22 protein-coding genes and 1 tRNA gene are annotated in these 22,032 nt (G+C 64.5%); 15 read left to right on the top strand and 8 right to left on the bottom strand.

Annotation, left to right across the window (positions count from 1 at the left end):
• Positions 1–76: 76 nt before the first annotated feature.
• Together IE097_RS10350 and IE097_RS10345 are read right to left on the bottom strand one after the other, a co-directional pair.
• Positions 77–223, bottom strand: a complete 147-nt coding sequence (locus IE097_RS10350; RefSeq protein ID WP_189460441.1) for a hypothetical protein — start codon at positions 221–223, stop codon at positions 77–79.
• A 472-nt stretch (positions 224–695) separates the two neighbouring features.
• Positions 696–772 (bottom strand) — tRNA-Arg (locus IE097_RS10345).
• Positions 773–923: 151 nt separating this feature from the next.
• Between IE097_RS10345 and IE097_RS10340 the strand changes: the two genes are divergently transcribed.
• The 3 genes from IE097_RS10340 (at position 924) to IE097_RS10330 (ending at position 2,624) form a co-directional block, all read left to right on the top strand.
• Positions 924–1,670, top strand: a complete 747-nt coding sequence (locus tag IE097_RS10340; RefSeq protein ID WP_189460439.1) for a c-type cytochrome — start codon at positions 924–926, stop codon at positions 1,668–1,670.
• A gap of 66 nt (positions 1,671–1,736) precedes the next feature.
• Entirely contained in the window at positions 1,737–2,216 is a 480-nt protein-coding gene (locus IE097_RS10335) for a GNAT family N-acetyltransferase (RefSeq protein ID WP_189460437.1), read from the top strand.
• 87 nt (positions 2,217–2,303) lie between these two features.
• Positions 2,304–2,624: a DMT family transporter gene (locus IE097_RS10330; protein ID WP_189460435.1), complete on the top strand. Its 321-nt coding sequence runs from the start codon at positions 2,304–2,306 to the stop codon at positions 2,622–2,624.
• Positions 2,625–2,656: 32 nt separating this feature from the next.
• Here IE097_RS10330 and IE097_RS10325 read toward each other — a convergent pair whose 3' ends face one another.
• Entirely contained in the window at positions 2,657–3,520 is an 864-nt protein-coding gene (locus IE097_RS10325) for a dienelactone hydrolase family protein (protein WP_229797530.1), read from the bottom strand.
• A gap of 44 nt (positions 3,521–3,564) precedes the next feature.
• On the bottom strand, positions 3,565–5,022 hold the full coding sequence (locus tag IE097_RS10320) for an aminoacyl-histidine dipeptidase (RefSeq protein ID WP_189460434.1): 1,458 nt from the start codon (positions 5,020–5,022) through the stop codon (positions 3,565–3,567).
• 258 nt (positions 5,023–5,280) lie between these two features.
• On the opposite strand from IE097_RS10320, the gene IE097_RS10315 reads away from it, so the two are divergent.
• The 3 genes from IE097_RS10315 to amaB are packed head-to-tail and all read left to right on the top strand — an operon-like array spanning position 5,281 to position 8,794.
• Positions 5,281–6,090, top strand: a complete 810-nt coding sequence (locus IE097_RS10315; RefSeq protein ID WP_189460433.1) for a DUF1338 domain-containing protein — start codon at positions 5,281–5,283, stop codon at positions 6,088–6,090.
• Positions 6,087–7,211, top strand: coding sequence for a saccharopine dehydrogenase family protein (locus IE097_RS10310; RefSeq protein WP_189460432.1), 1,125 nt, complete (start codon positions 6,087–6,089; stop codon positions 7,209–7,211). Before IE097_RS10315 ends, IE097_RS10310 begins: the two co-directional genes overlap by 4 nt.
• Positions 7,212–7,237: 26 nt before the next feature.
• A complete protein-coding gene (amaB, locus tag IE097_RS10305) occupies positions 7,238–8,794 on the top strand; it encodes an L-piperidine-6-carboxylate dehydrogenase (RefSeq protein ID WP_189460431.1) in 1,557 nt (518 codons plus the stop codon).
• Here the strand turns inward: amaB and IE097_RS10300 are convergent, their stop codons facing one another.
• Positions 8,795–9,292 carry a DUF4124 domain-containing protein gene (locus IE097_RS10300; RefSeq protein ID WP_229797550.1) on the bottom strand — a complete coding sequence of 166 codons (498 nt, stop codon included), beginning with the start codon at positions 9,290–9,292 and terminating at the stop codon, positions 8,795–8,797.
• Positions 9,293–9,335: 43 nt separating this feature from the next.
• On the opposite strand from IE097_RS10300, the gene IE097_RS10295 reads away from it, so the two are divergent.
• The 8 genes from IE097_RS10295 to IE097_RS10260 all read left to right on the top strand — a co-directional run bounded on the left by IE097_RS10295 (position 9,336) and on the right by IE097_RS10260 (position 16,796).
• Positions 9,336–10,010 carry an SDR family oxidoreductase gene (locus IE097_RS10295; RefSeq protein WP_189460429.1) on the top strand — a complete coding sequence of 225 codons (675 nt, stop codon included), beginning with the start codon at positions 9,336–9,338 and terminating at the stop codon, positions 10,008–10,010.
• A 155-nt stretch (positions 10,011–10,165) separates the two neighbouring features.
• Positions 10,166–10,882: a rhodoquinone biosynthesis methyltransferase RquA gene (gene rquA / locus IE097_RS10290; RefSeq protein ID WP_189460428.1), complete on the top strand. Its 717-nt coding sequence runs from the start codon at positions 10,166–10,168 to the stop codon at positions 10,880–10,882.
• Positions 10,883–11,093: 211 nt separating this feature from the next.
• Positions 11,094–12,746 carry a DEAD/DEAH box helicase gene (locus tag IE097_RS10285; protein WP_189460426.1) on the top strand — a complete coding sequence of 551 codons (1,653 nt, stop codon included), beginning with the start codon at positions 11,094–11,096 and terminating at the stop codon, positions 12,744–12,746.
• Positions 12,747–12,761: 15 nt separating this feature from the next.
• On the top strand, positions 12,762–13,241 hold the full coding sequence (locus IE097_RS10280) for an SRPBCC family protein (protein ID WP_189460424.1): 480 nt from the start codon (positions 12,762–12,764) through the stop codon (positions 13,239–13,241).
• 131 nt (positions 13,242–13,372) lie between these two features.
• On the top strand, positions 13,373–13,957 hold the full coding sequence (locus IE097_RS10275) for an acetate uptake transporter (protein WP_189460422.1): 585 nt from the start codon (positions 13,373–13,375) through the stop codon (positions 13,955–13,957).
• A 97-nt stretch (positions 13,958–14,054) separates the two neighbouring features.
• Positions 14,055–14,930, top strand: a complete 876-nt coding sequence (rarD, locus tag IE097_RS10270) for an EamA family transporter RarD (protein ID WP_189460420.1) — start codon at positions 14,055–14,057, stop codon at positions 14,928–14,930.
• Positions 14,931–15,057: 127 nt separating this feature from the next.
• The gene (locus IE097_RS10265) at positions 15,058–15,597 is read left to right on the top strand and encodes a putative pterin-binding protein (RefSeq protein WP_189460418.1); all 540 of its coding nucleotides are present in this window, start codon (positions 15,058–15,060) and stop codon (positions 15,595–15,597) included.
• On the top strand, positions 15,552–16,796 hold the full coding sequence (locus tag IE097_RS10260) for a GGDEF domain-containing protein (protein WP_189460416.1): 1,245 nt from the start codon (positions 15,552–15,554) through the stop codon (positions 16,794–16,796). The genes IE097_RS10265 and IE097_RS10260 overlap by 46 nt, the downstream gene beginning before the upstream one ends.
• Here IE097_RS10260 and IE097_RS10255 read toward each other — a convergent pair.
• Positions 16,760–17,530: an HAD-IIA family hydrolase gene (locus tag IE097_RS10255; RefSeq protein WP_229797529.1), complete on the bottom strand. Its 771-nt coding sequence runs from the start codon at positions 17,528–17,530 to the stop codon at positions 16,760–16,762. The genes IE097_RS10260 and IE097_RS10255 overlap by 37 nt on opposite strands.
• Positions 17,531–17,644: 114 nt before the next feature.
• Here IE097_RS10255 and IE097_RS10250 point away from each other — a divergent pair, with 114 nt between their 5' ends.
• The gene (locus tag IE097_RS10250; RefSeq protein ID WP_189460414.1) at positions 17,645–18,121 is read left to right on the top strand and encodes a DUF3429 domain-containing protein; all 477 of its coding nucleotides are present in this window, start codon (positions 17,645–17,647) and stop codon (positions 18,119–18,121) included.
• Between the two features lie 12 nt (positions 18,122–18,133).
• Here IE097_RS10250 and IE097_RS10245 read toward each other — a convergent pair whose 3' ends face one another.
• Positions 18,134–19,045, bottom strand: a complete 912-nt coding sequence (locus IE097_RS10245; protein WP_189460412.1) for a DUF4434 domain-containing protein — start codon at positions 19,043–19,045, stop codon at positions 18,134–18,136.
• Positions 19,042–22,029 carry an NfrA family protein gene (locus IE097_RS10240; protein ID WP_189460411.1) on the bottom strand — a complete coding sequence of 996 codons (2,988 nt, stop codon included), beginning with the start codon at positions 22,027–22,029 and terminating at the stop codon, positions 19,042–19,044. The genes IE097_RS10245 and IE097_RS10240 overlap by 4 nt, the downstream gene beginning before the upstream one ends.
• Between the last annotated feature and the right edge of the window lie 3 nt (positions 22,030–22,032).

The following is a 22,032-nucleotide window of genomic DNA, read 5'->3' as shown; positions in this document are numbered from 1 at the left end:
CCCATCTTTTGTCGGCTGCGTGCCGTCATGTTTCGGGCGCCCATCCGCTCGAACGGTCGCACCATCATCGCATGTTTCAATTGGCCACGAATGCGTTCGCGCGGATATCCGCAATATCCTTGCCCGCCGCATTCATGCTGCAAAGCAACACAAATTCATTTGATCCACGCGCTGAAAAGCTTACCAAAATCCCAACAAAATCCAGACCGAATTTTCCAGACATTCACGCCCGAATCTTTCAGCATGAATACAGACGGAACATCTGGTGGCGCGGACTGCAGGTTTGCCGTTGCAAGGCTCGCGAAGCCGGCGCTGGCGCGCCCAAGGCGCGCAAAACCCTGCCGGCTTGCTACAACAAGGCGGCATTGCATCGGGATTAGTTAAATCGGCGACCACAATCGTTGCAACGACGACACGGCGGCGGCAATCAGGGGCATGACGACAAGCGGATCAATATGCCGTAAGAATAAACACGTATCCCGACGTTTTAATAACGCCACCACAATATTTCGCAAGTACGGGAAACGGAAACAGACTGCTCGGAATGGAAGTCGGTGCGATGCCGGGACTGAGGCGCGCCGATCCGGCCAGGAGAGGCCGGAATGACTGCCGGTCTGTCGCCAGCAGTTCGAGGCAAGCGATGGGCACCGAGCGCAAAAAGGGCCTAACCGCTAAGGTTAAGCCCTTGATTTTACTGGCGCGCCCGACAGGGATCGAACCTGTGACCTTCAGCTTCGGAAACTGACACTCTATCCAACTGAGCTACGGACGCAACGCCAAGGGGAGCGATCATAACGTGAAGAGGCTGGTGCGTCTACACACGGCTTTCTGGCGGCCACCTTTGCCGTTATAATTGCCGCCACAAAAATGGGTACTTCAGCAGTTCCTCAAACAAAGACTTCACATTGCATAGGGATGGCAGCATGAGCGGCTCCAACGCATCTGCGGCAAAAAGCGTCGTCGGTCTGATCCTGACCGCGATCGTCGGTATTCCGGTATTCATCTATCTCGTGGTGAAACTGTTCACCGCGGGCAGCGGTATCGACCTCGGCAGCACCACGATGACCAACGAAGCGATCGCCGCACGGCTGCAGCCGGTTGGCGGCATCAAGATCGTCGACAGCGCGCCGCCGGGACAGCGCTCCGGCAAGTCGGTGTACGAAGCGATCTGTATCTCCTGTCACGGCACCGGCCTGGCCGGGTCGCCCAAGTTCGGCGACGCCGGCGCGTGGGCGCCGCACATCGCCAAGGGCTTCGACACGCTGGTCAAGCATGCGATTGGCGGTTTCAACGCCATGCCGGCGCGCGGCGGCTCGCCCGACCTGACCGATGCGGAAGTGGCACGTGCAGTGGCCTTCATGGGCAACGCCGGCGGCGCCAAGTTCACCGAACCGCCGGTTGCCGGCGGTGCGGGTGGCGCGGTCGATCCGGCCACCAAGGGCAAGGAAATCTACGAATCGACCTGCATTGCCTGCCACGGCAGCGGCGCAGCCGGTGCACCGAAATTCGGCGACAAGGCTGCATGGGGTCCGCGCCTGAAGGACGGTGCCGATGCCGCGATTGCAATCGGCATCAAGGGCCTGAACGCCATGCCGCCCAAGGGGGGCTACCAGGGCTCCGACGACGAGTTCAAGGCCGCTGCGCTGTACATGATCGGCCAAGTGAAGTAACAAGGTATCTACCAGTAATCAAACGGGCGGCCTCAACCGCCCGTTTTGCTTTTGTGGAGATTTGCAATGTCCTTTAACGTCCGCCCCGCTACCCCTGGCGATGTCGCCGCCATCCTGGCGATGGTCCGCGAACTGGCCGAATTCGAGCAGCTCGGCCATCTGGTGACCGGTAGTATTGAAAAGCTGCATGACGACCTGTTTGGCCCGCATCCGGCCTGCGAATGCCTGATCGGCGAAGCCGACGGCGAGACGGCGGCATTCGCACTGTATTTCCACAACTATTCGACCTTCCTGACCCGGCGCGGCCTGTATCTGGAAGACCTGTACGTCCGCCCGGCATACCGCGGTCGCGGCTATGCCAAGGCGATCATGATCCATCTGGCACAACTGGCGCGCGAACGCGGCTGCGGCCGCTTCGAATGGAGCGTGCTCGACTGGAACAGCAATGCCATCGCGTTCTACGAGTCGATCGGCGCCACCGTTCTGCCCGACTGGCGCGTCTGCCGCGTGACCGGACCGGCGCTGGAGTCGCTTGCCGGCCGCTGACCGCGAATCCCCGTCCCATGCGCCCGCCTCTCTTTCGGGTTTCCGAGGCGGGGCATCGTTTCCGAGCCCGTATCCGCAGGAGCAATCATGACCAACTACTGGCTCGTACTCGGCATCGCCGTGTTTACCGAAATCGTCTGGGCGCTGTCGCTCAAGTATGTGCAGCTGCACCCCAGCCCGTGGATCATCGCCGGCTCGGTCGGGCTGTCGTTTCTGAACATGGCGCTGCTGTCGTTTGCCATGAAGGGCATTCCGGCCGGCACCGCCTATGCGATCTGGACCGGCCTCGGTGCAGTCGGCGTCACCATCGGCGGCATCATCTGGTTCGGCGATCCGCTGGGGGCCGTCCGGGTGTTCTTCCTTGCGCTGATCGTGACCGGTGTGGTCGGATTGAAAATGGCCTCATGAAAAAAGCCGGCATCGCCGGCTTTTTTCATAAGTCAGACACCGTTCTGCCTGAACCAGGCAAGCATCTTCTGCCAACCGTCACGCGCCGCAGCCTCGTTGTAACTGGGCCGGTAATCTGCATTGAACCCGTGGCCGGCATCCGGGTAAACGACGATTTCGGCGGGGGCCTTTGCCGCCTTCAGCGCCGCACGCATCTGCGCGACCGACTCGGCCGGAATCCCCTTGTCCTGTCCGCCGTAAAGCCCGAGCACCGGCACGCGAATGTCCGCGGCCACGTCGAGCGGCTGTTTGGGCGTATTGGCGGAAGCCGTTCCGGCCAGCCGGCCGTACCAGGCCACCGCGGCCTTGAGTGACGGATTGCGGGCCGCATACAGCCAGACGATGCGCCCGCCCCAGCAGAAACCGGTCATCGCGATCCGCCGCGCGTCACCCCCGTTGCGTGCCGCCCACCCCGTCGTGGCGTCCAGATCGGCCAGCACCTGCGCATCGGGCACGCTGAGCACCAGCTTCATCAGTTGATCGATGTCCGGAAACTTGCGTGGATCGCCCTGGCGGAAATAGAGCTCCGGGGCGATCGCCAGATAACCGCTTTTGGCCAGCCTCCGGCATACCGCCTGGATGTGTTCGTGCACGCCGAAAACTTCCTGCACGACGATCACGGTCGGCAGCGGCCCCTTAGCCCCTTCCGGCGCGGCACGATAAGCCGGCAACAGGGCACCGTCGGCCACCGGAATCTGCACCGAGCCGGCCAGCAGCCCGCTGCCGTCCGCCTCGACGGTCGTTGCCGCCACCGGCCGAACCGCCAGCGCAAAGCCGGCTGCAATCGCGCCGGATATGAAAACGCGCCGGGACTGATCGTCCGGCGCGCCTGATTCGGGCTGTTGGAAGTCGTTCACGGCAAGCTCCGGGGTCGCAATCTCCCCAGCATAGCCGAGAACGGTCAGGCCGTCGGTGCGGCCGCCACGGCCGCTTTCAGCAGCGACCAGAATTGTTCGACCGATGCAATTTCGACCCGTTCGTCCGGCGAATGCGCACCGCGTATCGTCGGCCCGAACGACACCATGTCCATGTCGGGATATTTTGCGGCAATCAGCCCGCACTCGAGCCCGGCATGAATCACCTCGACGGCCAGCTCGCCACCGAACCGATCGCGGTAGACACGCTGCAGCAGCGCCAGCGCCGGCGATGCCGTATCGGGTGCCCAGCCGGGATACTCGCCGCTGTCGATCACCACCGCGCCGGCAAGCCGGCCGATGGCGCGCATCTTGCGCTTGATGTCGGCGAGACCGTAGGCGTTCAGCGAACGCGCCATCGACACCGCTTCGAAGCCGTGCCCGGCATCGATGCGGACCACGCCCAGATTCGACGATGTTTCGACCACGCCTTCGATGTCGGAGCTCCAGCGCAGCACCCCGTGATGCGCGGCAATCAGCAACTCCATCGACGTGCGGGTGCAGCTTTCGCTCAATGCCCTGTCCGCTTCGGCCGGCGAGACACTCAGCCGGACACCGGGTTCGACCTGGCGGAACCGCACCTGCAAGCCGTTGCGCCACTGGTCGACCATTTCGTCGAGCCACGGCACTGCCCCGGCCGGCAGCGCCAGCGTCACGAAGGCCTCGCGTGCCAGCGCATTGCGCAGCGTACCACCGCGCATCGACACGACGCGCGCACCGAAACGCTCGGCCGCATCCAGCGCCAGATGCGCCAGTGCTCGGATCGGATTGCCGTGCGGCTTGTGGATGTCCGCGCCCGAATGCCCCCCGCGGAAACCGGTCAGCGCTACTTCGATTGCCGTCCAGTCGGACGACACCGGTTCCAGCTGCACCGAACGCTTGTAGGTCACGTCGACGCCGCCGGCGCAACCGATGTAGCACTGCCCCCACTCCTCGGTATCGAGGTTGAACAACAGCTTGCCCTGCAGCCAGCCGGCACGCAGGCCCTGGACGCCGCTCATGCCGGCCTCCTCGTCGACGGTCAGCAGTACTTCGAGGGGGCCGTGCGGCACGTCGTCGGCCTCGAGCAGCGCCAGTGCGGCAGCCACACCGATGCCGTTGTCGGCCCCGAGCGTCGTGCCGTCGGCGTGAACCCAGCCGTCGACGATTTGCGTGCGGATCGGGTCACGATGGAAGTCGTGGCCACGCCCTTCGTTCTGCTGGGTCACCATGTCCAGATGCCCCTGCAGTACGACGCCAACGCAGTTTTCCATGCCCTTCGTGGCCGGCTTGCGGATCAGCAGGTTGCCGGCCTCGTCGAGCTCTGCAACCAGGCCACGCCCTTGCGCCCAGTCGCGCAGATGGTCGCGCAGGGCGGCCTCGTGCTTGGACGGACGAGGATGGAGACACAGGGTGGCGAAATGCTGCCACAGCGAATGGGGCTGGAGATCTGCAACGGCGTTCATGGCGCAACTCACGAGGTTGTCAGGTACGGTTAAGGACCTGTCGATAGTATCCCCACCATCGGCCGACGTCGTGTGATGGATTACCATGGCATGACTTATTGGTTGCAAATCACAACTTTTAACATGCTCAATCCCGTATTCAGGAACGGAGCATGGCACCGGCATGCCCACAATTCCGGCACCATTACCAAACGGCGGCACCGGCTGCGCACCGGCCATCTCGCACTATGCTGAAGCATCGTCGTTCGGGAAGCGACCATGAGCAACGCCGCGTTTTTCGATGCACTGTGGGCCGACCACGTTGCGATCGCGCCACAATCGGCCGCTATCCACGCACTGTTTGCGGCCGACAACCCGGTGGTCATCAACGATCACGTGGCTTTCCGCACCTTCGATACCGGGCCGCTCAGCCTGGCGCGCCTCGAGACCCGGCTGTTCGACCTCGGCTACCGGCGCCACGCACCGTACAGCTTTCCCGACAAGCACCTGTCCGCCTGGGGCTACGTCCCTGCAGATCCGGACGACCCGCTGGTCTTCCTGTCCGAGCTGCACGTCGGCGCACTCTCAAGCGCCGCACAGGCGCTGGTGACGCCGATCATCGACGCGATCGACCCCGCACTGGCGTCCACCCCCGACGTTTTTCTGGCCGGACGGGTCTGGCCGGCGATCAGCTACGGCGACTACCGGATGCTGGCGCAGGAAAGCGAATATGCCGGCTGGCTGGCTGCACTCGGCCTGCATGCCAACCATTTCACCGTCGCGGTACATCGGCTGCATACGCCGACGACGCTTGAGGCCGTGGTGCAACAAGTCCGCACCGCCGGCTTTGCCGTCAACAATGCCGGTGGCGCGATCAAGGGCACGCCGGCCGAACTGCTCGAACAGGCCGCCACCCTCGCCGACCGGCAGCCGGTAAGTTTTGCCGGGGGCGAAACGCATGTCGTACCGACCTGTTATTACGAATTCGCCCGTCGCTATCCCGACATCGACGGCCGGCTGTACCAGGGCTTCGTCGCGGCCAGTGCCAACCGCATTTTCGAATCGACCGATCGTGGACACCGCACATGAAGCGCGTGCTGGTTGTCGGCGCAGGCAAGATCGGCGCCAGTATCGCCAAACTGCTGGTCCACAGTGGCGATTACGACGTGACGCTTGCGGACCGGGACCCGAATGCCTTGCAGCGCGTGGCCGCACGCGCGCCCGTTCGCATCCGCCAGCTCAGCGCAGGCGACGCCGGCGAACTGGCCGACTGTCTCCAGGGACAAGCTGCCGTACTATCGGCAACGAGCTTCGACGCCAATCCGGCCATCGCCCGCGCCGCACTGGCGAGCAGCGCCAGCTATTTCGACCTGACCGAGGACGTCGCCACCACGCGCAAGATCCGCCGACTGGCCGCGCAGGCGGGTCCCCGGCAGATCTTCATGCCGCAATGCGGCCTGGCGCCAGGCTTCATCGGCATCCTCGCCGCCGACCTCGCCCGTCGCTTCGACTCGCTCGATACCGTGAAAATGCGCGTCGGCGCGCTGCCGCAGTATCCGAACAACCAGATCATGTACAACCTGACCTGGTCGACCGACGGGCTGATCAACGAATACTGCAACCCCTGCGAAGCAATCGTTGACGGTCAGCGCACCGAAGTCCAGGCGCTCGAAGGGCTCGAACACTTTGCGCTCGACGGACTCGAGTACGAGGCGTTCAACACGTCGGGCGGGCTCGGCACGCTGTGCGAAACGCTGGCGCAGCGTGTCCACACCCTCAACTACAAAACCGTCCGCTACACCGGCCACCGTTACCTGATGGATTTCCTCGTCAACGGCCTGCGCCTCGGCACCAGCCGCGCGGGCCGGCGGCAGCTGAAAACCATGCTCGAGCAGGCCATTCCGATCACGCTGCAGGATGTCGTGCTGATCTTCGTCGCCGTATCCGGCCACATCGACGGCCAGTTCCGCCAGATCATCGACGCGCGAAAGATCTACCACCGCGAACTGTTCGGCGAAGCTTGGAGCGCCATCCAGCTCACCACGGCCGCCAGTGCCTGCGCGGTGCTCGACCTGCATTTCGAAGGCCGGCTCGGCGGCGATGCCCGCGGTTTCGTCGCGCAGGAGCAGGTGCCGCTCGACGACTTTCTCGACAACCGCTTCGGCCGGTACTACGCGATCGACCGTTACGCCGAAGAAATCCCGATCTGACGCATTCGTGTCACGCGGAGGCTCCCATGTACACCCTGACCGATCTCGTCGCCCCGCTGGGGCTTGACCGCTGGCAACAGGCCGACTGCTGGCCGGGCGCCGTCGTCGACGGCATTGCCCATTACCCGTCGACGCCACCTGGCCCCCTGCGGAGCCCCATCGACGGATGCCGCCATGGCGAGCTGCTGCCGGCCAGCGTGGTCGAGGTCAGGGCGGCGGTCGGTTGTGCCAGCGTTGCTTTCGAAGCGTGGCGCAACGTTCCTGCGCCGCGGCGCGGCGAACTCGTCCGGCGTATCGGCGACGCGGTCCGTGCCCGCAAGCGCGCACTGGCGCAACTGATTACGCTCGAGACCGGCAAGATCGCCAGCGAAGCCGAGGGCGAGGTCCAGGAATGGATCGACGTCTGCGACTACGCCACCGGCCTGTCACGGCAGCTGCATGGCCTGACCATCGTCAGCGAACGCGCGCAGCACCGGCTGCTCGAGCAATGGCATCCACTCGGCGTGATCGGCGTGATCAGCGCATTCAACTTCCCCGTTGCCGTCTGGGCCTGGAATGCGATGCTGGCGCTGGTGTGCGGCAATGCCGTGGTCTGGAAGCCGTCGGAAAAAACGCCGCTGACTGCGCTGGCTGCGACCGCGCTGGTGCTCGATGTGCTGCACGACTTCGACGACGCGCCGGCCGGAATGGTCCAGCTGGCACAGGGGGATGCCACCGTCGGTGCCCTGCTGGCTGCGGACACCCATGTGGCACTGGTCTCGGCCACCGGCTCGGTCGGCATGGGGCGCACGGTGGCCCGGAGCGTCGCAGCCCGCCTCGGCCGGAGTCTGCTCGAACTCGGCGGCAACAACGCGGCCATCGTCACCCCGAGCGCCGATCTGGAACTCGCAGCCCGCGCCATCGTGTTTGCCGCGGCCGGCACCTGTGGCCAGCGTTGCACCAGTCTGCGGCGCTTGTTCGTTCACGAAGACGTGGCCGAGAAGCTGCAGGAGAAGCTGGTCACGGCCTACCAGCACCTGAGCGTCGGCGACCCTCGCCTGCCGGCGACCCTGGTGGGCCCCCTGATCGATGAAGCGGCGCTGAACCACATGCAGGCGGCCTTGATGCGCGCCGAACATGAAGGCGGCCATGTCCTGATCGGCGGCGGTCAGGTACGCGCCGGCGGCAATGTCCCGGGCGGCGGGCATTACGTGCGGCCCGCATTGCTGGCGATGCCCGAACAGACCGATATCGTCCATCAAGAAACCTTTGCGCCGCTGCTTTACCTGATGCGTTACACGCGGCTCGACGACGCGATCGCGCTGAACAACGCCGTGTCGCAAGGGCTGTCGAGTGCGATCTTCACGACCGACCTGCGCGAAGCCGGCGCCTTCATCGGTCCCGCAGGATCGGATTGCGGCCTCGCCAACGTCAACGTCGGAACATCGGGCGCCGAAATCGGCGGCGCCTTCGGCGGCGAGAAGAACACCGGCGGCGGCCGGGAGTCGGGCTCCGACGCATGGAAAAACTACATGCGCCGCGCGACCAACACACTCAACGACGGCAATGCACTGCCACTGGCGCAGGGCGTCCGTTTCGGCTGACTACGGCCGCGTGAACGACCGTGGCTGAACCGGTACCGGCTTGACGACTTCCGGCGGCTGTTCAGGCTTGTGTGGCGGATGCGGGGGGCGGGGCGGACGCGGAGACGGCGGTCTCGGCCGCGGACCGTAAGGGGGGCCGTAGGCTTGCCCGTACACCGACCAGAGGTTGCCCGGCGAGCAGAAGTACGGATCGTAATCCGGATTGTCGACATTGCAGTTTTCGACCATCGCGGCATTTGGGTCGGTGCGCCGCGGCGCGTCCCGTGTCCTGGTGCTGATCGGCGTCGGGGTCGGTTCGACCCTGGGCGTTGGCGGCAGCAGCTTCGGTGCGGGGACGACCGAAAACGAGCCCTTGGCATCGGACAAACGCTTGCCGTCCTTGCACTTGACCTCCGTATAAACCACCCCGCCCTTGCCGTCAGGGCACTTGTACACCTCGTCGGCGTGCGCACCCGCCACCGCACAGAGTGCGAACGTCGCCTTGCACAGCAGGATCACGGCGTGCAAGCTCGCGTCTTTACGCTTCAGTCCATCGTTCCGCATGTCCAAGACCCTGTTCATTACCGGTGCCAGTCGCGGCATCGGCCACGAATTCGTCCGCCAGTATCTCGCATCCGGCTGGCGTGTCGTGGCAGGTTGCCGCAATCCGGCTGACCTGGCCGATCTCGCCGCAACGCCGGCGCTGACCGTCTTGCAGCTCGACGTGACCGACTGGCCGGCCGTCGCCGCGCTGCCGTCGTCACTCGGCAACACCCGTATCGACCTGCTCATCAATAACGCTGGCATCTTCGGTGGCGTGATGCAAGGCCTTGGCGGTACCGACGTCGGCACCTGGCTGAACACACTGGCAACCAATGCGATCGCACCGGTCAAGATCGTCGAGGCACTGTTGCCCTGCCTTGCGCCCCAGGCCGTGATTGCCAACATCTCGAGCAGGATGGGCAGCATGACCGACAACGGCAGCGGTGGCGACTATCACTACCGCAGTGCCAAGGCCGCGCTGAACGCGGCCACCGTCAGCATGGCACGCGATCTGGCCGGCCGGCACTGTTGCGTTGCGCTGCATCCGGGCTGGGTGAGGACGGCCATGGGCGGCGACTATGCACTGATCGACACGGCGACCGCCGTCGCGGGCCTGCAGTCCGTCATTGCCGCCCTGCAGCCCGCCGACACCGGCCGTTTCATCGCCTACGACGGTCGCAGCATTCCCTGGTAAGCCCGTTCCGGGCGCTAGGCCATTCGACCGATTGCACCAGCCGTGACGATGTTGTACCGCCACCGTCACTACAGATGGAAAAACTTGGTTTAGCGCAAGGTTGTCATGCCATCGACAAGCGAAGCTGGTCCCAACCTGACCACAAGGAGCGCTCGATGACCACGCAAACCCTGGCCCCGCCCCGCAAGACCGGCCCCGCCTACGACGGCGTCCCCGACTATCTGGTCGATGTCTACGACTGGGCCTACGTCAATCCGTCGCAGGTCGACCGGCTCGACCACAACCTGGTGGTCAAGACGCTGCTGTTCTGCAACGACCAGCGCCTGATGCGCGCTTACCTGAACGAGATCGAACCGGGCACGCGCGTCTGGCAGGTGGCCCACGTCTACGGCGACCTCGTCAGCCGGGCCGCCGACAAGGTCGGCCCGAACGGCGCGTTCGACCTGACCGACATCACCCCGGCACAGGTGGCGCACGGCGAGGCCAAGCTGGCGAGCAAGCCGTGGGCCAGCGTCATCCGCGCCGATGCGGCCAAACATACGGCCGACCAGCCGTATGACCTCATCTGCAGCTTTTTCCTGCTGCACGAAGTGCCGGATCACAAGAAACGCGAGATTGTCGACCACATGCTGGCGCAGTTGCCGCAAGGCGGCAAAGCGGTATTTGTCGACTATCACAGGCCGGCGATGTGGCAGCCGATCCGCTGGATCCTCAAGGTGGTCAACGCCTGGCTCGAGCCGTTTGCCAATGCCCTGTGGCAGCACGACATCAGCCACTATGCCAGCCACGCCGACCGGTTCAGCTGGGACAAGCGCACCTATTTCGGCGGCGTTTACCAGTGCGTGATCGTGCGCCACAAGGTCGCTGCGTAATATTCCGCCTGCCTCCCGGCGACAAGCCACTGGCATTGTCGCCGGGCTATCGTATAATGCGATTCCGTTTCAAAGTGGTCCGATGCAATGTTCCGGCTCCAGCCGGCATGTGACCGCTCCGTTGTCGTTCCAGTCCGAACCAACCCAAATACCAGATCTGCCGCAGACTGGCGCCCGTGAAAGGCGGCCGGCCGATCGCACCGGATAGTCTATGACCTTCTCTTCCCTTGGCTTGAGTGACGTACTCGTGCGCGCCGTGCAAGATGCCGGCTACACCGAACCGACCCCGATCCAGACCCAGGCCATTCCCGCCATCATCAACGGCGGTGACCTGCTCGCCGGCGCCCAGACCGGCACCGGCAAAACCGCCGGCTTTCTGCTGCCGATCCTTGAACGGCTCGCCCGCACCCCCACCGATCACGGCAAGATCCGCGTGCTGGTGCTGACGCCGACGCGCGAACTCGCGGCCCAAGTCGAGGAAAGCGTCCGCGTGTACGGCAAGTACAGCGACGTCAAATCGATGGTGATGTTCGGCGGTGTCAGCATCAATCCGCAGATCAAGGCCCTCAAGAGCCGCATCGACATCCTCGTCGCCACGCCGGGCCGCCTGCTCGACCACGCGTCGCAGAAAACGGTCGACCTGAGCCACATCGACACGCTGGTCCTCGACGAAGCCGACCGCATGCTCGACATGGGTTTCATCCACGACATCAAGAAGGTACTGGCGCTGCTGCCGGAAAAGCGTCAGAACCTGCTGTTCTCGGCCACGTTCTCGGATGACATCAAGGCGCTGGCCGACCGCCTGCTCGACAATCCGGCACTGATCGAAGTGGCCCGCCGCAATGCCACTGCCGAAACGATTTCGCAGAAAGTCTATCCGGTCGACCGCGACAAGAAACGCCAGCTGCTGGCGCACCTGATCAAGCAGCACAACTGGTTTCAGGTGCTGGTGTTCACCCGCACCAAGCACGGCGCGAACCGGCTGGCCGAACAGCTCGACAAGGACGGCATCAGCGCGCTGGCGATTCACGGCAACAAGAGCCAGAGCGCCCGTACCCGTGCGCTGACCGAATTCAAGGCCGGCACGCTGCAGGTGCTCTGTGCGACGGATATCGCCGCGCGCGGCATCGACATCGACGAACTGCCGCACGTGGTCAACTACGAACTGCCAAACGTCCCCGAAGATTACGTACACCGTATCGGCCGTACCGGCCGGGCCGGCGCCGAAGGCGAAGCGGTCTCGCTGGTCTGCGTCGACGAGCACAAACTGCTGGCCGACATCGAGCGACTGATCAAGCGCGAAATCCCGAAGGAAATCATCGAAGGTTTCGAGCCGGACCCGACTGCCAAGCCGGAGCCGATCCTGCAAGGCCGCCGCGGCCAGCAGCAACAGCAGCCGCGTCGCAACCAGAACGGTGGCGGTCAGCGTCCGCAACAGCAGCGTCAGCCCCGCGCCGAAGGCGAAGCCGAGCGTCAGCCGCGACGCCAGCAATCGCAGGACGGCAACACCGAACAGGCCCGCAAGCCCCGCCCGCAAGGCCAGAACAACAAGCCGCGTGGCCAGGGTCAAGGTCAGGGCCAGAATCAGGGACAAGGTCAACGCCAGGGCCAAGGCCAGGGGCAAGGTGCGCGTCAAGGCCAGGGTCAAGGCCAGAAGCGCCAGGGCGGTCCGGTTGACGGTAATCGGGCGCCGCGCGGCAACGGTGGTGGCAACAGCCAGGGCGGCGGCAATCGCCGTCAACAAGGCGGTGGTGGCGACAGCTCGCGCTGGGATCATCAGCAACCGGCGTCGAACGAAAACACGCCGATTGCCGCGCTGTTCTCCACGCCACGCCGTCATGGCGGCGGCGGCCGCCATCACTGACCGGGCGCGCGCGATATGCGTTTCGAGCACCTGATCGAGGTCAACGATGCCAACAACCCGGCCGTGGTGGCGCTGACGACCACCCAGCTGTGGAATGGGCTGATGCTGCGCGTCGAGGCACCGCAACGCTTTCTCGAGCACATCGAACGCGTCGCCGTGCTGGAGCGCGGCGGTGACTGGTTGCTGCGGGAAGTCGACTTCGGGCAGTTCACCGTGCGCGACCGGATCATGCTTGCGCCGCATGCCCGCATCCGCTTCGACACCGAAGCCAGCGACCAGCATCAGGGCGGCTCGCTGCTCATCACGATCGAGTCCCCGGAAGAAGGCCACCTGTTCCTGCGTTTCGTCTACGACACGCCGGTACCGGAACATGACCCGAACGCCAGCGAGGGTGAGACCAATTACGTTGCCTACCTGAAGGCGGCGTACCGGCAAATGGACATCGAGATGATGCGCCAGATCCGTGAATGGGCCGTACTGGGTCAACTGGGTTGACCCGGCCTTGATCTGCCGCAATCGCCACTGACCACGGGGTCGGCATAATCCGCACGACCCCGAAGGCCTGCCAGCTCGGCAGGCCTTTTTTATGCCCGGTGCCAGCCCGGCCTCATTACCTCAGGACCATCATGTCGGACATCCAGCTCGTTCAATTCAAGGACACCACCGCCAATCCTGCGCCGCTCGGCCTGCTCGGCTTCGGCATGACCACGGTGTTGCTCAACTTTGCCAATCTCGGCTGGATTCCGCTTGGCAGCATGATTCTTGCCATGGGGATTTTCTATGGCGGGCTGGCGCAACTGATTGCCGGGATCATGGAATGGAAAAAGGGCAACACCTTCGGTACCGTTGCCTTCACCTCGTACGGCATGTTCTGGCTGTCGCTGGTCGCCCTGATCGTCCTGCCGAAGCTCGGCTGGATCGACGCACAGAATGCGGCCGGCATGGGCGCCTACATGCTGATGTGGGGGCTGTTCACGCTGAGCCTGTTTGCCGGCACGCTGCGGGCCAGCATCGCCACCCGCGTGGTGTTCGGCACGCTGACGGTACTGTTCGCCCTGCTCGCTGCGGCCGAGTTCACCGGCGCGCCGGCCTTGACCCGCTGTGCCGGCGTCGTCGGCATCGTCTGTGGTGCATCGGCAGTTTATACGGCCATCGCCGAAGTACTGAACGAAACCTACGGCCGGACGGTTCTCCCGCTCGGCGGTCACTGAATGTCGCGACTGCTCCGCCCCTAAACGGTGCAGTCTGTGCGCTTCGCGTTTGCCGCCACTGGCTTAGACTGAACAGCCACCTCCGCTGTCCGTCTCCATGCAAATCGGTATTCTTTACGCGACGCTGGCCTTCCTGATCTGGGGATTGCTGCCGGTCTATCTCAAGGCGCTGACCGGTATTCCGGCCGGCGAAATTCTGCTGCACCGGATGGTCTGGTCGCTGGTTTTCCTTGGCGCGATCCTCTTGGTCCGCCGCCAGTGGGCCTGGCTGGGCCAACTGCGGCAGCAACCCGGTCTGCTGGCGGGCTTCATGGCCTCGGCCCTGCTGCTCAGCGCCAACTGGTTCACCTACATCTGGGCCGTTCAGGCCGGACGGGTTGTCGATGCCAGTCTCGGCTATTACATCAATCCGCTGGTCAACGTCCTGTTCGGCGTGCTGTTCCTGAAAGAGCGGCTGCGCACCGGCCAGTGGCTGGCGATCGGCGTCGCGGCAGCCGGCGTCGGCTGGCTGACGTGGCAGACCGGCCAGTTGCCGTGGATTGCCCTGCTGCTTGCCGTCACCTTCGGCACTTACGGCCTGCTGCGGAAAACCGCTTCGCTCGGTGCGCTCGAAGGCTTGTCACTGGAAACACTGCTGCTGTTCCCGTTTGCCGGCGGCGCCCTGCTCTGGCTGGTCGGCAGCAGTCAGGCCGGTTTCGTGACTGCCGGCACGAATGTCCAGCTGCTGTGCCTGCTGGCCGGACCGATTACCGCAATTCCGCTGCTGCTCTTTGCCGCCGGCGCCCGGCGCATTCCGCTATCGCTGCTCGGCATCCTGCAATACACCGGGCCAACGGTGCAGCTGCTGCTCGGCGTCTGGCTCTGGCACGAACCGTTCGGGCAGACCAGGTTCATCGGCTTTGCACTGATCTGGCTTGCCATCGTGCTGTATACCGCCGAGGGCATCTGGGTCCGCCGGCAACGACTGCACTGAACGGCCGCCACTCATCCGAATTGTCCTGGTAAGCGTACGGACAAAACTAGACTCGAAAGCTGAAGTTAAATAGATCTGCCTGACACTGTAGACTTATAATTTCGCAAAATTAGTCGGAGCTTTCGCCATGCGCAAAATTTTGCGCATTTTCCACGCCCCGCTATGGACGCTCGCGACGACTGCGCTGTTCCTTCAGGGGACGTCGTGGGCAGCGGCGACCGACGTACAACCCGACCCCCAGCTCTGGCCGGCGCCGGCAAACCGTGAAGTCGTGCTGAGAATCGGCGATGGCCGGCAGGTACGCATGCTGACGCTGGCCGATCTGGAATCACTCCCGCACTACAAGGTAAAGCTGGCGCTGATCTGGGGCGAACGCGGCACCTTTCAGGGGGTCAGGCTCAACGACGTACTCAAACGCTACGGACTTGCGAACAGCAAGGTGCTGCGTTTCTCGGCGGCCGACCGCTACACGATCGACATCAACGCCGCCGAATGGCTGCGGCGCGATCCGCTGATCGCCACACGGTTTGAAACGCGTGAAATCGGTATCAGACAAAAGGGGCCGCTGCGCTTGCTGTGGCCCGACGAAACGGCGTCGCTCGAGTCGACCCGGGGAATGCTATGGATCTGGAATCTCGTTTCGATCAAACCGGTTACAGCCGAATAAGCCGGTTCTGCTATCGCTACCGGACCAGCCTGCTGCTCTCGGGTGCATTGTTCATCATCGGCATGGCCCTCGTCGCCAGCGCGGCGACCGTGTTCAACAGCATGCAGCGCACCTTCGACAAGCCCTCCAGCGTCGTCGGCTATCACAGTGCCCGCCTTTCGGCCGTATGGGAGCGCCTCAACTCGGTGGTCGAGGCACGCATGCTCGGCACCCCGGACGACGTGATACTGCCCTACCAGAACGTCGAGGAATTGCTGAAGCTGCAGCTGGACCTCGTCGAAGCCAGCTTTCGCCGCGCCGCGCTCTCGCCCCTGCACCTGAGCCGGCTGCAGCAGTACCGCGGCAAGCTGGATGCAACCCTCCAGCAACTGCGGACGCTGGTCCTGCACGGCGACAACGAGCCGGCGAACCGGGCACGCATGCGCACCCTGCTTGATGACGGTGGCCAGCTGGTCAACCTGATTTCGCTCGAAACCAGCAACGCCATCGCCAAGGCCGATGAAGCACAGCGGGTCCTGCTGATCGAAACGGGCCGTTTCACGCTGGTCTTGCTGGCGGCACTCGTTGCGCTGGGCGCCGTCCTTGCCGGCGGGCTGATCGTCGTCTCCAGCCAGCGCCGTGAACTGAAGATGCTGGCCATGACGGACGGACTGACCGGCCTCGCCAACCGGCGCGTGTTCATGCAACAACTCGAAGCGGAGCACCTGCGGGCACAGCGCTACGAACTCCCGGTGTCGCTGATTCTCGTCGACCTCGATTACTTCAAGGCAATCAACGACAACTGGGGACATCCGGGCGGTGATGCGGTACTCAGGGCGGTCAGTGCGACGCTGCAGTCGATGTCGCGCCAGCCCGACCTCGTCGCCCGTATCGGCGGCGAAGAATTCGCCATCCTGATGCCGGAAACCACGCTCGCAGCGGCCACCGATGCGGCAACGCGCTATTGCGAGGCAATCGCCGCCATGGTGGTCCAGCATGCCGGCCACACGCTGGGCGTGACTGCCTCGTTCGGGGTCGCGGCGCTGCGCCACGATGCCGACCCGTCGGCGGAAGCAACATTCACCGAGGCCGATGCCGCGCTCTACCGGGCCAAGCATTGCGGCCGCAACCGGGTGATTGCGGCACCGGTACTGTCGCTAGCCCCCGAGCTCGGCAACGCGCTTTACAGTCCCTCGAGCGATATCTCGCCGACGTTCTGAAACACGTAGTCAGGCCGGTACGGAAAGTCGTCGATCATGTCCTGCGTGGTCACGCCCGAGAGCACCAGCGCGGTCTTCATCCCCGCCTCCATGCCGCCGACAATGTCGGTGTCCATTCGGTCGCCGACCATCAGCGCTTCTTCCGGATGCAGACCGAGCTTGCGTGCTGCAAGCATCATCATCAGCGCATTGGGCTTGCCGACGATATAGGGCTGCTTGCCGGTTGCGGCCGAGATCGCCGCCAGCAAAGTCCCGGCGGCCGGCTCGTGCCCGCCCTCGATCGGATCGATCATGTCCGGATTGGTGCCGATGAACTTGGCACCGCCATCGATCAACCGCACCGCTTTCTTCAGCTGCTCGAACGAGAAACTCGTCGTCTTGCTGACCACGACATAGTCCGGATGCGATTCGGAGATCGAAAAGCCGACATTGTAGAGCTCGTTGATCAGGCCGCCGCCACCGACGACGAAGACCGTCGCATGCGCTTTCTGCTGCTTGAGGAACATCGCCGTCGCCATGGCACTGGTGATGAAGTTGTCTTCCGTCAGCCCCGGAATGCCCAGCTGCTGCAGCTTGAGCTTGAGGTCCAGCGGCGTCTGTTCGGCGTTGTTGGTCAGGAACAGAAACGGCGTTTGGGCATCCAGCAGGCGCTTGACGAAGGCCTGCGCCCCCGGAATCAGCTGCTTGCCGCGATAGACCACGCCATCCATGTCACTGATGATGCCCTTGATCATGCCTTTCTCCCTGTTTGACCTGTCGTATCGTACGCCCAAGCACCGGCGACGGCGATGAACCCCCGGCGCAATGACGACTCCAAGCTGTATCGGAGTCCTTCACCGGAGACGGTCATGCAACTCTCGCTTCATTCGCACGCCGGCCCCGGCGATCGCATTCCGCTGCCCGCACTGGTGCTCGGCACGGCCGGGCTGCTGCCGTTCATTTTCTTCGCCGTTCTCGCGTGGAGCGCGGAACCGCTGACCCGCGGTCATGCTCTGACAACCTACTTCGCCTATGCGGCCAGCATTCTGAGCTTTCTTGGCGGCCTGCACTGGGCCCTCGGGCTCGAACCGGACCTGAACAACGGTGAGCGCTGGATGCGCATGAGCTGGGCCGTGCTGCCGCCGTTGATCGCATGGGCGGCGATCCTTGCACCGTGGCGGGTCGGCATCTGGCTGTTGCTGGCGATGTTCGTCGCCCAGTACGGCGCCGACGTGCTGCTGAACCGCAGCGATCCGACCCACTACCCGCAATGGTTCATGCGCCTGCGCTTCGGCCTGACCGTCGTCGTGCTGATCAGCGGACTGTTCGTGGCAATGCGCATCTGAGTGTGTCTGCACTCAGTACGGCAGCACGCCGTTGAGTGCGGGCAGATAGCGCAGCGAGAAGAACACGCTGTCGCCGCCGCAGGCGGCGCGCTTGTCCAGGATGTGCCGCGCCTCTGCCACGGGTACAGGCTTGGCCTTGAACGCCGTGTCGTCCCCGGTCTGGATGAACAGCTCGTACACCACGCCACGGCCGGCAGTGTTCTGGCAATCGTTGGCCCGGTCACTGACCGCGTCGAGATAGACCTGTCGTTCGGCAACGTTGAGCCGTCCGGTTCCGGCCCCGTCCTGTACCCAGAGTCGGATGCCGCTGTCACGCCCGAGCTGGCCGATCATGCTGGCATAGGTGGCTGGCGCCATGTTGCCGACAAAGAAACTGCTCGCGTAGACCGGCCGGTCGAGTACCGAACGCAGACGCCTGGCCTCGTCGCTCAGGAATTTTGTCAGCACGGCATTGGCATCCGCATCGCGCCAGCGCGCATCGTCGATTTCCGCGGCCAGATACCAGCCGCTGATCAACTTGGGGTCCAGCCGCGCGGCCCAGTATTTGGCCAGCACTGCGTCGTCGCGCGACAATCGCCGGAAATAGCCGTCAAGCACGCGTACCGGCTGCTGCTGGCGAATGAAGAAATCCGGATCGGCCGACAGCCCAAGCACCAGCTTCAACCCGGCCTTGCCTGCATCGTCAAAGCGCGCGGCCAGCCAGTCCCGGTCGGCGGGCACGGTGAAGCCATCCCCGTGCCGGGTCCATTGCACGACCAGCGTATCGAACCCCTGCGAGCGGGCGACTTCAAAGATGTGCGGCCAGCTCGCCGCCGGCACGTCGCGATCGCGCAGCTGCGGCTGGTAGACGATCGCGGTCATGGCTTGCGCCAGTGCGGGCAGGGCCATCAGTACGATCAACGCGTTTCGGATCAGGCGCTTCACCAGATGCCTCCGAAAGTCAGGAACACGGTATTGTTCTCGTCGAGATAGGTGTCGAAAGCGTGCTGGAACTCGATGCCGACGCTGTTCTTGTGCCGGTAGGCATCGTACTCGCTCTCGCCGTACCAGAAGTTCCAGCGAACGCCGACGCCGGCACGGAAGTCGGTGCTGTCACCCGTGTCGTCATGAGTCAGGTTGTACTGGACGTGGGCATACGGCTCGACCGTCTGGGCCTTGCTGAACACCTTTTTGTGGTAGCTCAACCGGTAGTCGGCGGTTGCCGCAGTCCGTTGTGCCTTGATGTAGTAGGCGGCATCCAGATAAAGGTTCTGCGCCAGCCAGCCGCGTCCGGACTCATGCCAGTCGTCGCTGAAACGACCGTCATTCAGCAAGGATGCACTGGCGCGCAGCATGTAGTCGAACTCGCCGTTGCCGCCTCGGTCCAGCGGCGTCTGGGCTTCGGCAGCCAGATAGAAGGTCCGCTCGCCGAACGGCTTCCAGCGCAGACCTGCACCGAGCATCGGCGAATAGATGGGCAGCGCATCGTAACCATTGTTGCTGTCGCCACTGCCGGCAAAGATACGCGCGTATGCCTCCAGCGTCCGGCCATTGCGGATGGGTGGGTCACCCAGCCGGTAAGCCGCCTCGACCTGCGCGTAGCTGCGGTAGGCCGTTCCCGGCTCGGCGGCATTGGCCACGCCGCCGGTGTTGGTGCCGCTGAAGGCCCCCGCGCTGAACGTCCAGCGACGACCGAGGTCCTCGTGCAACCGGCGGAAGCCGAACCACTGGTCCAGCATTTCGTCGGTTTTCTCGTCCTGCGGATAGGCGTTCAGCTGGTCGATGACCTGACGCGCGTATTGGCGTGCGTTGCGGTTGTCGGACAAACGCTGGTTGGCGTAAACCAGTTGCTGGATGACGGCCGGATCGTCCGGATAGTGCCGGCGCGCCTGCTCGAGCATCTCGCGCGCCTTGGCCGCATCGCCGGCACGCCAGTAGGCGTAGCCCAGTGCAATCTGCGTTTCAGGATCGTCGGGCTGCAATGCCTGCGCGCACTTCAGGCTGTCCAGCGCCCCCTTGAAGTCGCCGGCATCGCTCTGCAGCGATGCAAGGCTGAGGTAATAGCCCACCTCGGGATGCAGGTCGATCGCCCGTTCCAGCGCTTCGCGTTGCCGCACCGGGTCGGTTTCGGACTGTGCACGCAGTGACCAGTACTGGTCATCCTGCTTGCCTTCGCCTGCGGCATAAGCGTCGAGCCATCGGTGTGCGGCCACCTTGTCGCCGGCACTGACCGCGGTCGTTGCTGCGGACAGCAGCTCCGCCGGCTTGAGTTCGTCCTGCGGCAGCGACTGCCAGGCCTGCAAGGCGGACGAGTAGTCCTTGGCGGCAAAAGCCTGGTACGCCAGTGCACGCGTCGCGTCGCTCCCGGCACCGCGCAGCTCTGCTTCCGCGTAGCTGTATTGCGCCAGTCCCGGTGCCGGTTCGCGATAGCAGTCGCCCAGCCGCATCCAAGCGTCCTGATCATAGGCGGGCGAGAGGTCGCCGAGCAGTGTCCGGACCTGCTTGCAGTCTTTCATTCCCCCGAACATCGCCGCCTGGCGGCTGCGCTGGCCGACGGTATCCAGCGGCCGGGACAGCGTCGCCTTGTCGGTTTCGCTCAGCAGCGCCGGATGCTCGTTGATCAGCAATGCCAGTCGCTGCTGCAATGCGGCGCGGCGCAATGGCGGCATGTCGGTAAACGGGTAGCCGTCGAGCAACAGGTGCATGGCCTGCTCGGCGCCACCCGTCTGGATCAGCTGGTAACTGAGCGAGTCGACCAGCGCCGGATCGTTGCCACGCTCGCGCAGCAAGGCCCTGGCCTGGCGGCCCGCCTGCGGCAGCTCGCCCCGCTTGAGGCTGAGCGCGAAGCGCTCCGCCAGCAGGGCATCGGCTGGCAGCTGGTCCAGCAGCTTCTGTGCCGAGGCATCATCACCCTTCGCCAGCAGTTTCGGCACCAGCACCTCGGCCTGATCCCGGCGGTTGGCCGCAAAGCGTGGCGCATAGCCGGCGTACAGCTCGTCGCGTTTCGTCTGCCGGAGCAGGCCCATCCACTGGGTTTCGTCGGCCGCAGCCGAGAATGCCGGGCGCGTACCGGCCAGATAACGGCCCAGCGCCGCACTGTCGCCCTGACGCGCCAGCGCCTGCGCATAGGCAAGCTGGTCTTGCGCACGCACGCCCCCCTCGTCGAGCAGGGCTTGTGCCGCGCCGAGCCTGCCCTGGGCCAGCAGCAGGTTGATCCACTGACTGCGTTCGTTGGCGCGCAGCTGGCCAGCCGACTTCAGCACCGCCAGTTGCGACTCGGCCCGCGACCAGTCCTTGAGGTAAATCGCCCGCTGCACCAGCGCGCGGCGCAGTGCGACGCCTTCAGGGGTGGCGGCAAACTCGGCATCGTCGAGCTCGGCCTGCGCCTTGGCCAGCTGGCCTGCACGCAACGCGGCGTTGCCGGCAATGGCACGGCAGGTCGGCGTCTGCTGCTGCGTACAATCGACCGCCGCCGCCGATTCGGGCGCTGCTGGTGCCGGCTGCGCTGCGGACTCGGCCGCCGGTGGTGGGGCGGACGCAAGCTCGGGCTCGTCGTCGAACGGATTGCCGGCCTTGAGCCCCTGCAACGAAGCCAGCGCCTGGGTGACCCGGGCATCGTTCGGCGTCTGCCGCCGCGCCTCTTCGAGCACCACCTCGGCACGATCAGGCTGGCCGGCGCGCTCGTAGGCATTGGCCAGATAGAGCGCGATCGTGGCATTGCCGGGCGCCAGCCGCCGTGCGGCTTCAAACTCGGTGATCGCCCGGCGATCGTCACCGCGCTGCAGCGAGGCGAACCCTTTCTGCAAATGCGGATAGATGATGAAGCGGCGATAACTGCTGACCCCGTCGCCAAGGTCGAAGTTCTGTTCAACGGCACTGATGGCCGGCGCAGCCAGCGAGAGCGCAAGCAGAGCGGGCAGGATTTTCATTCG

Origin of the sequence: Jeongeupia chitinilytica (assembly GCF_014652315.1) — a bacterium.
Classification (GTDB): domain Bacteria; phylum Pseudomonadota; class Gammaproteobacteria; order Burkholderiales; family Chitinibacteraceae; genus Jeongeupia; species Jeongeupia chitinilytica.
This window is presented reverse-complemented; position numbering and strand designations above follow the sequence as displayed.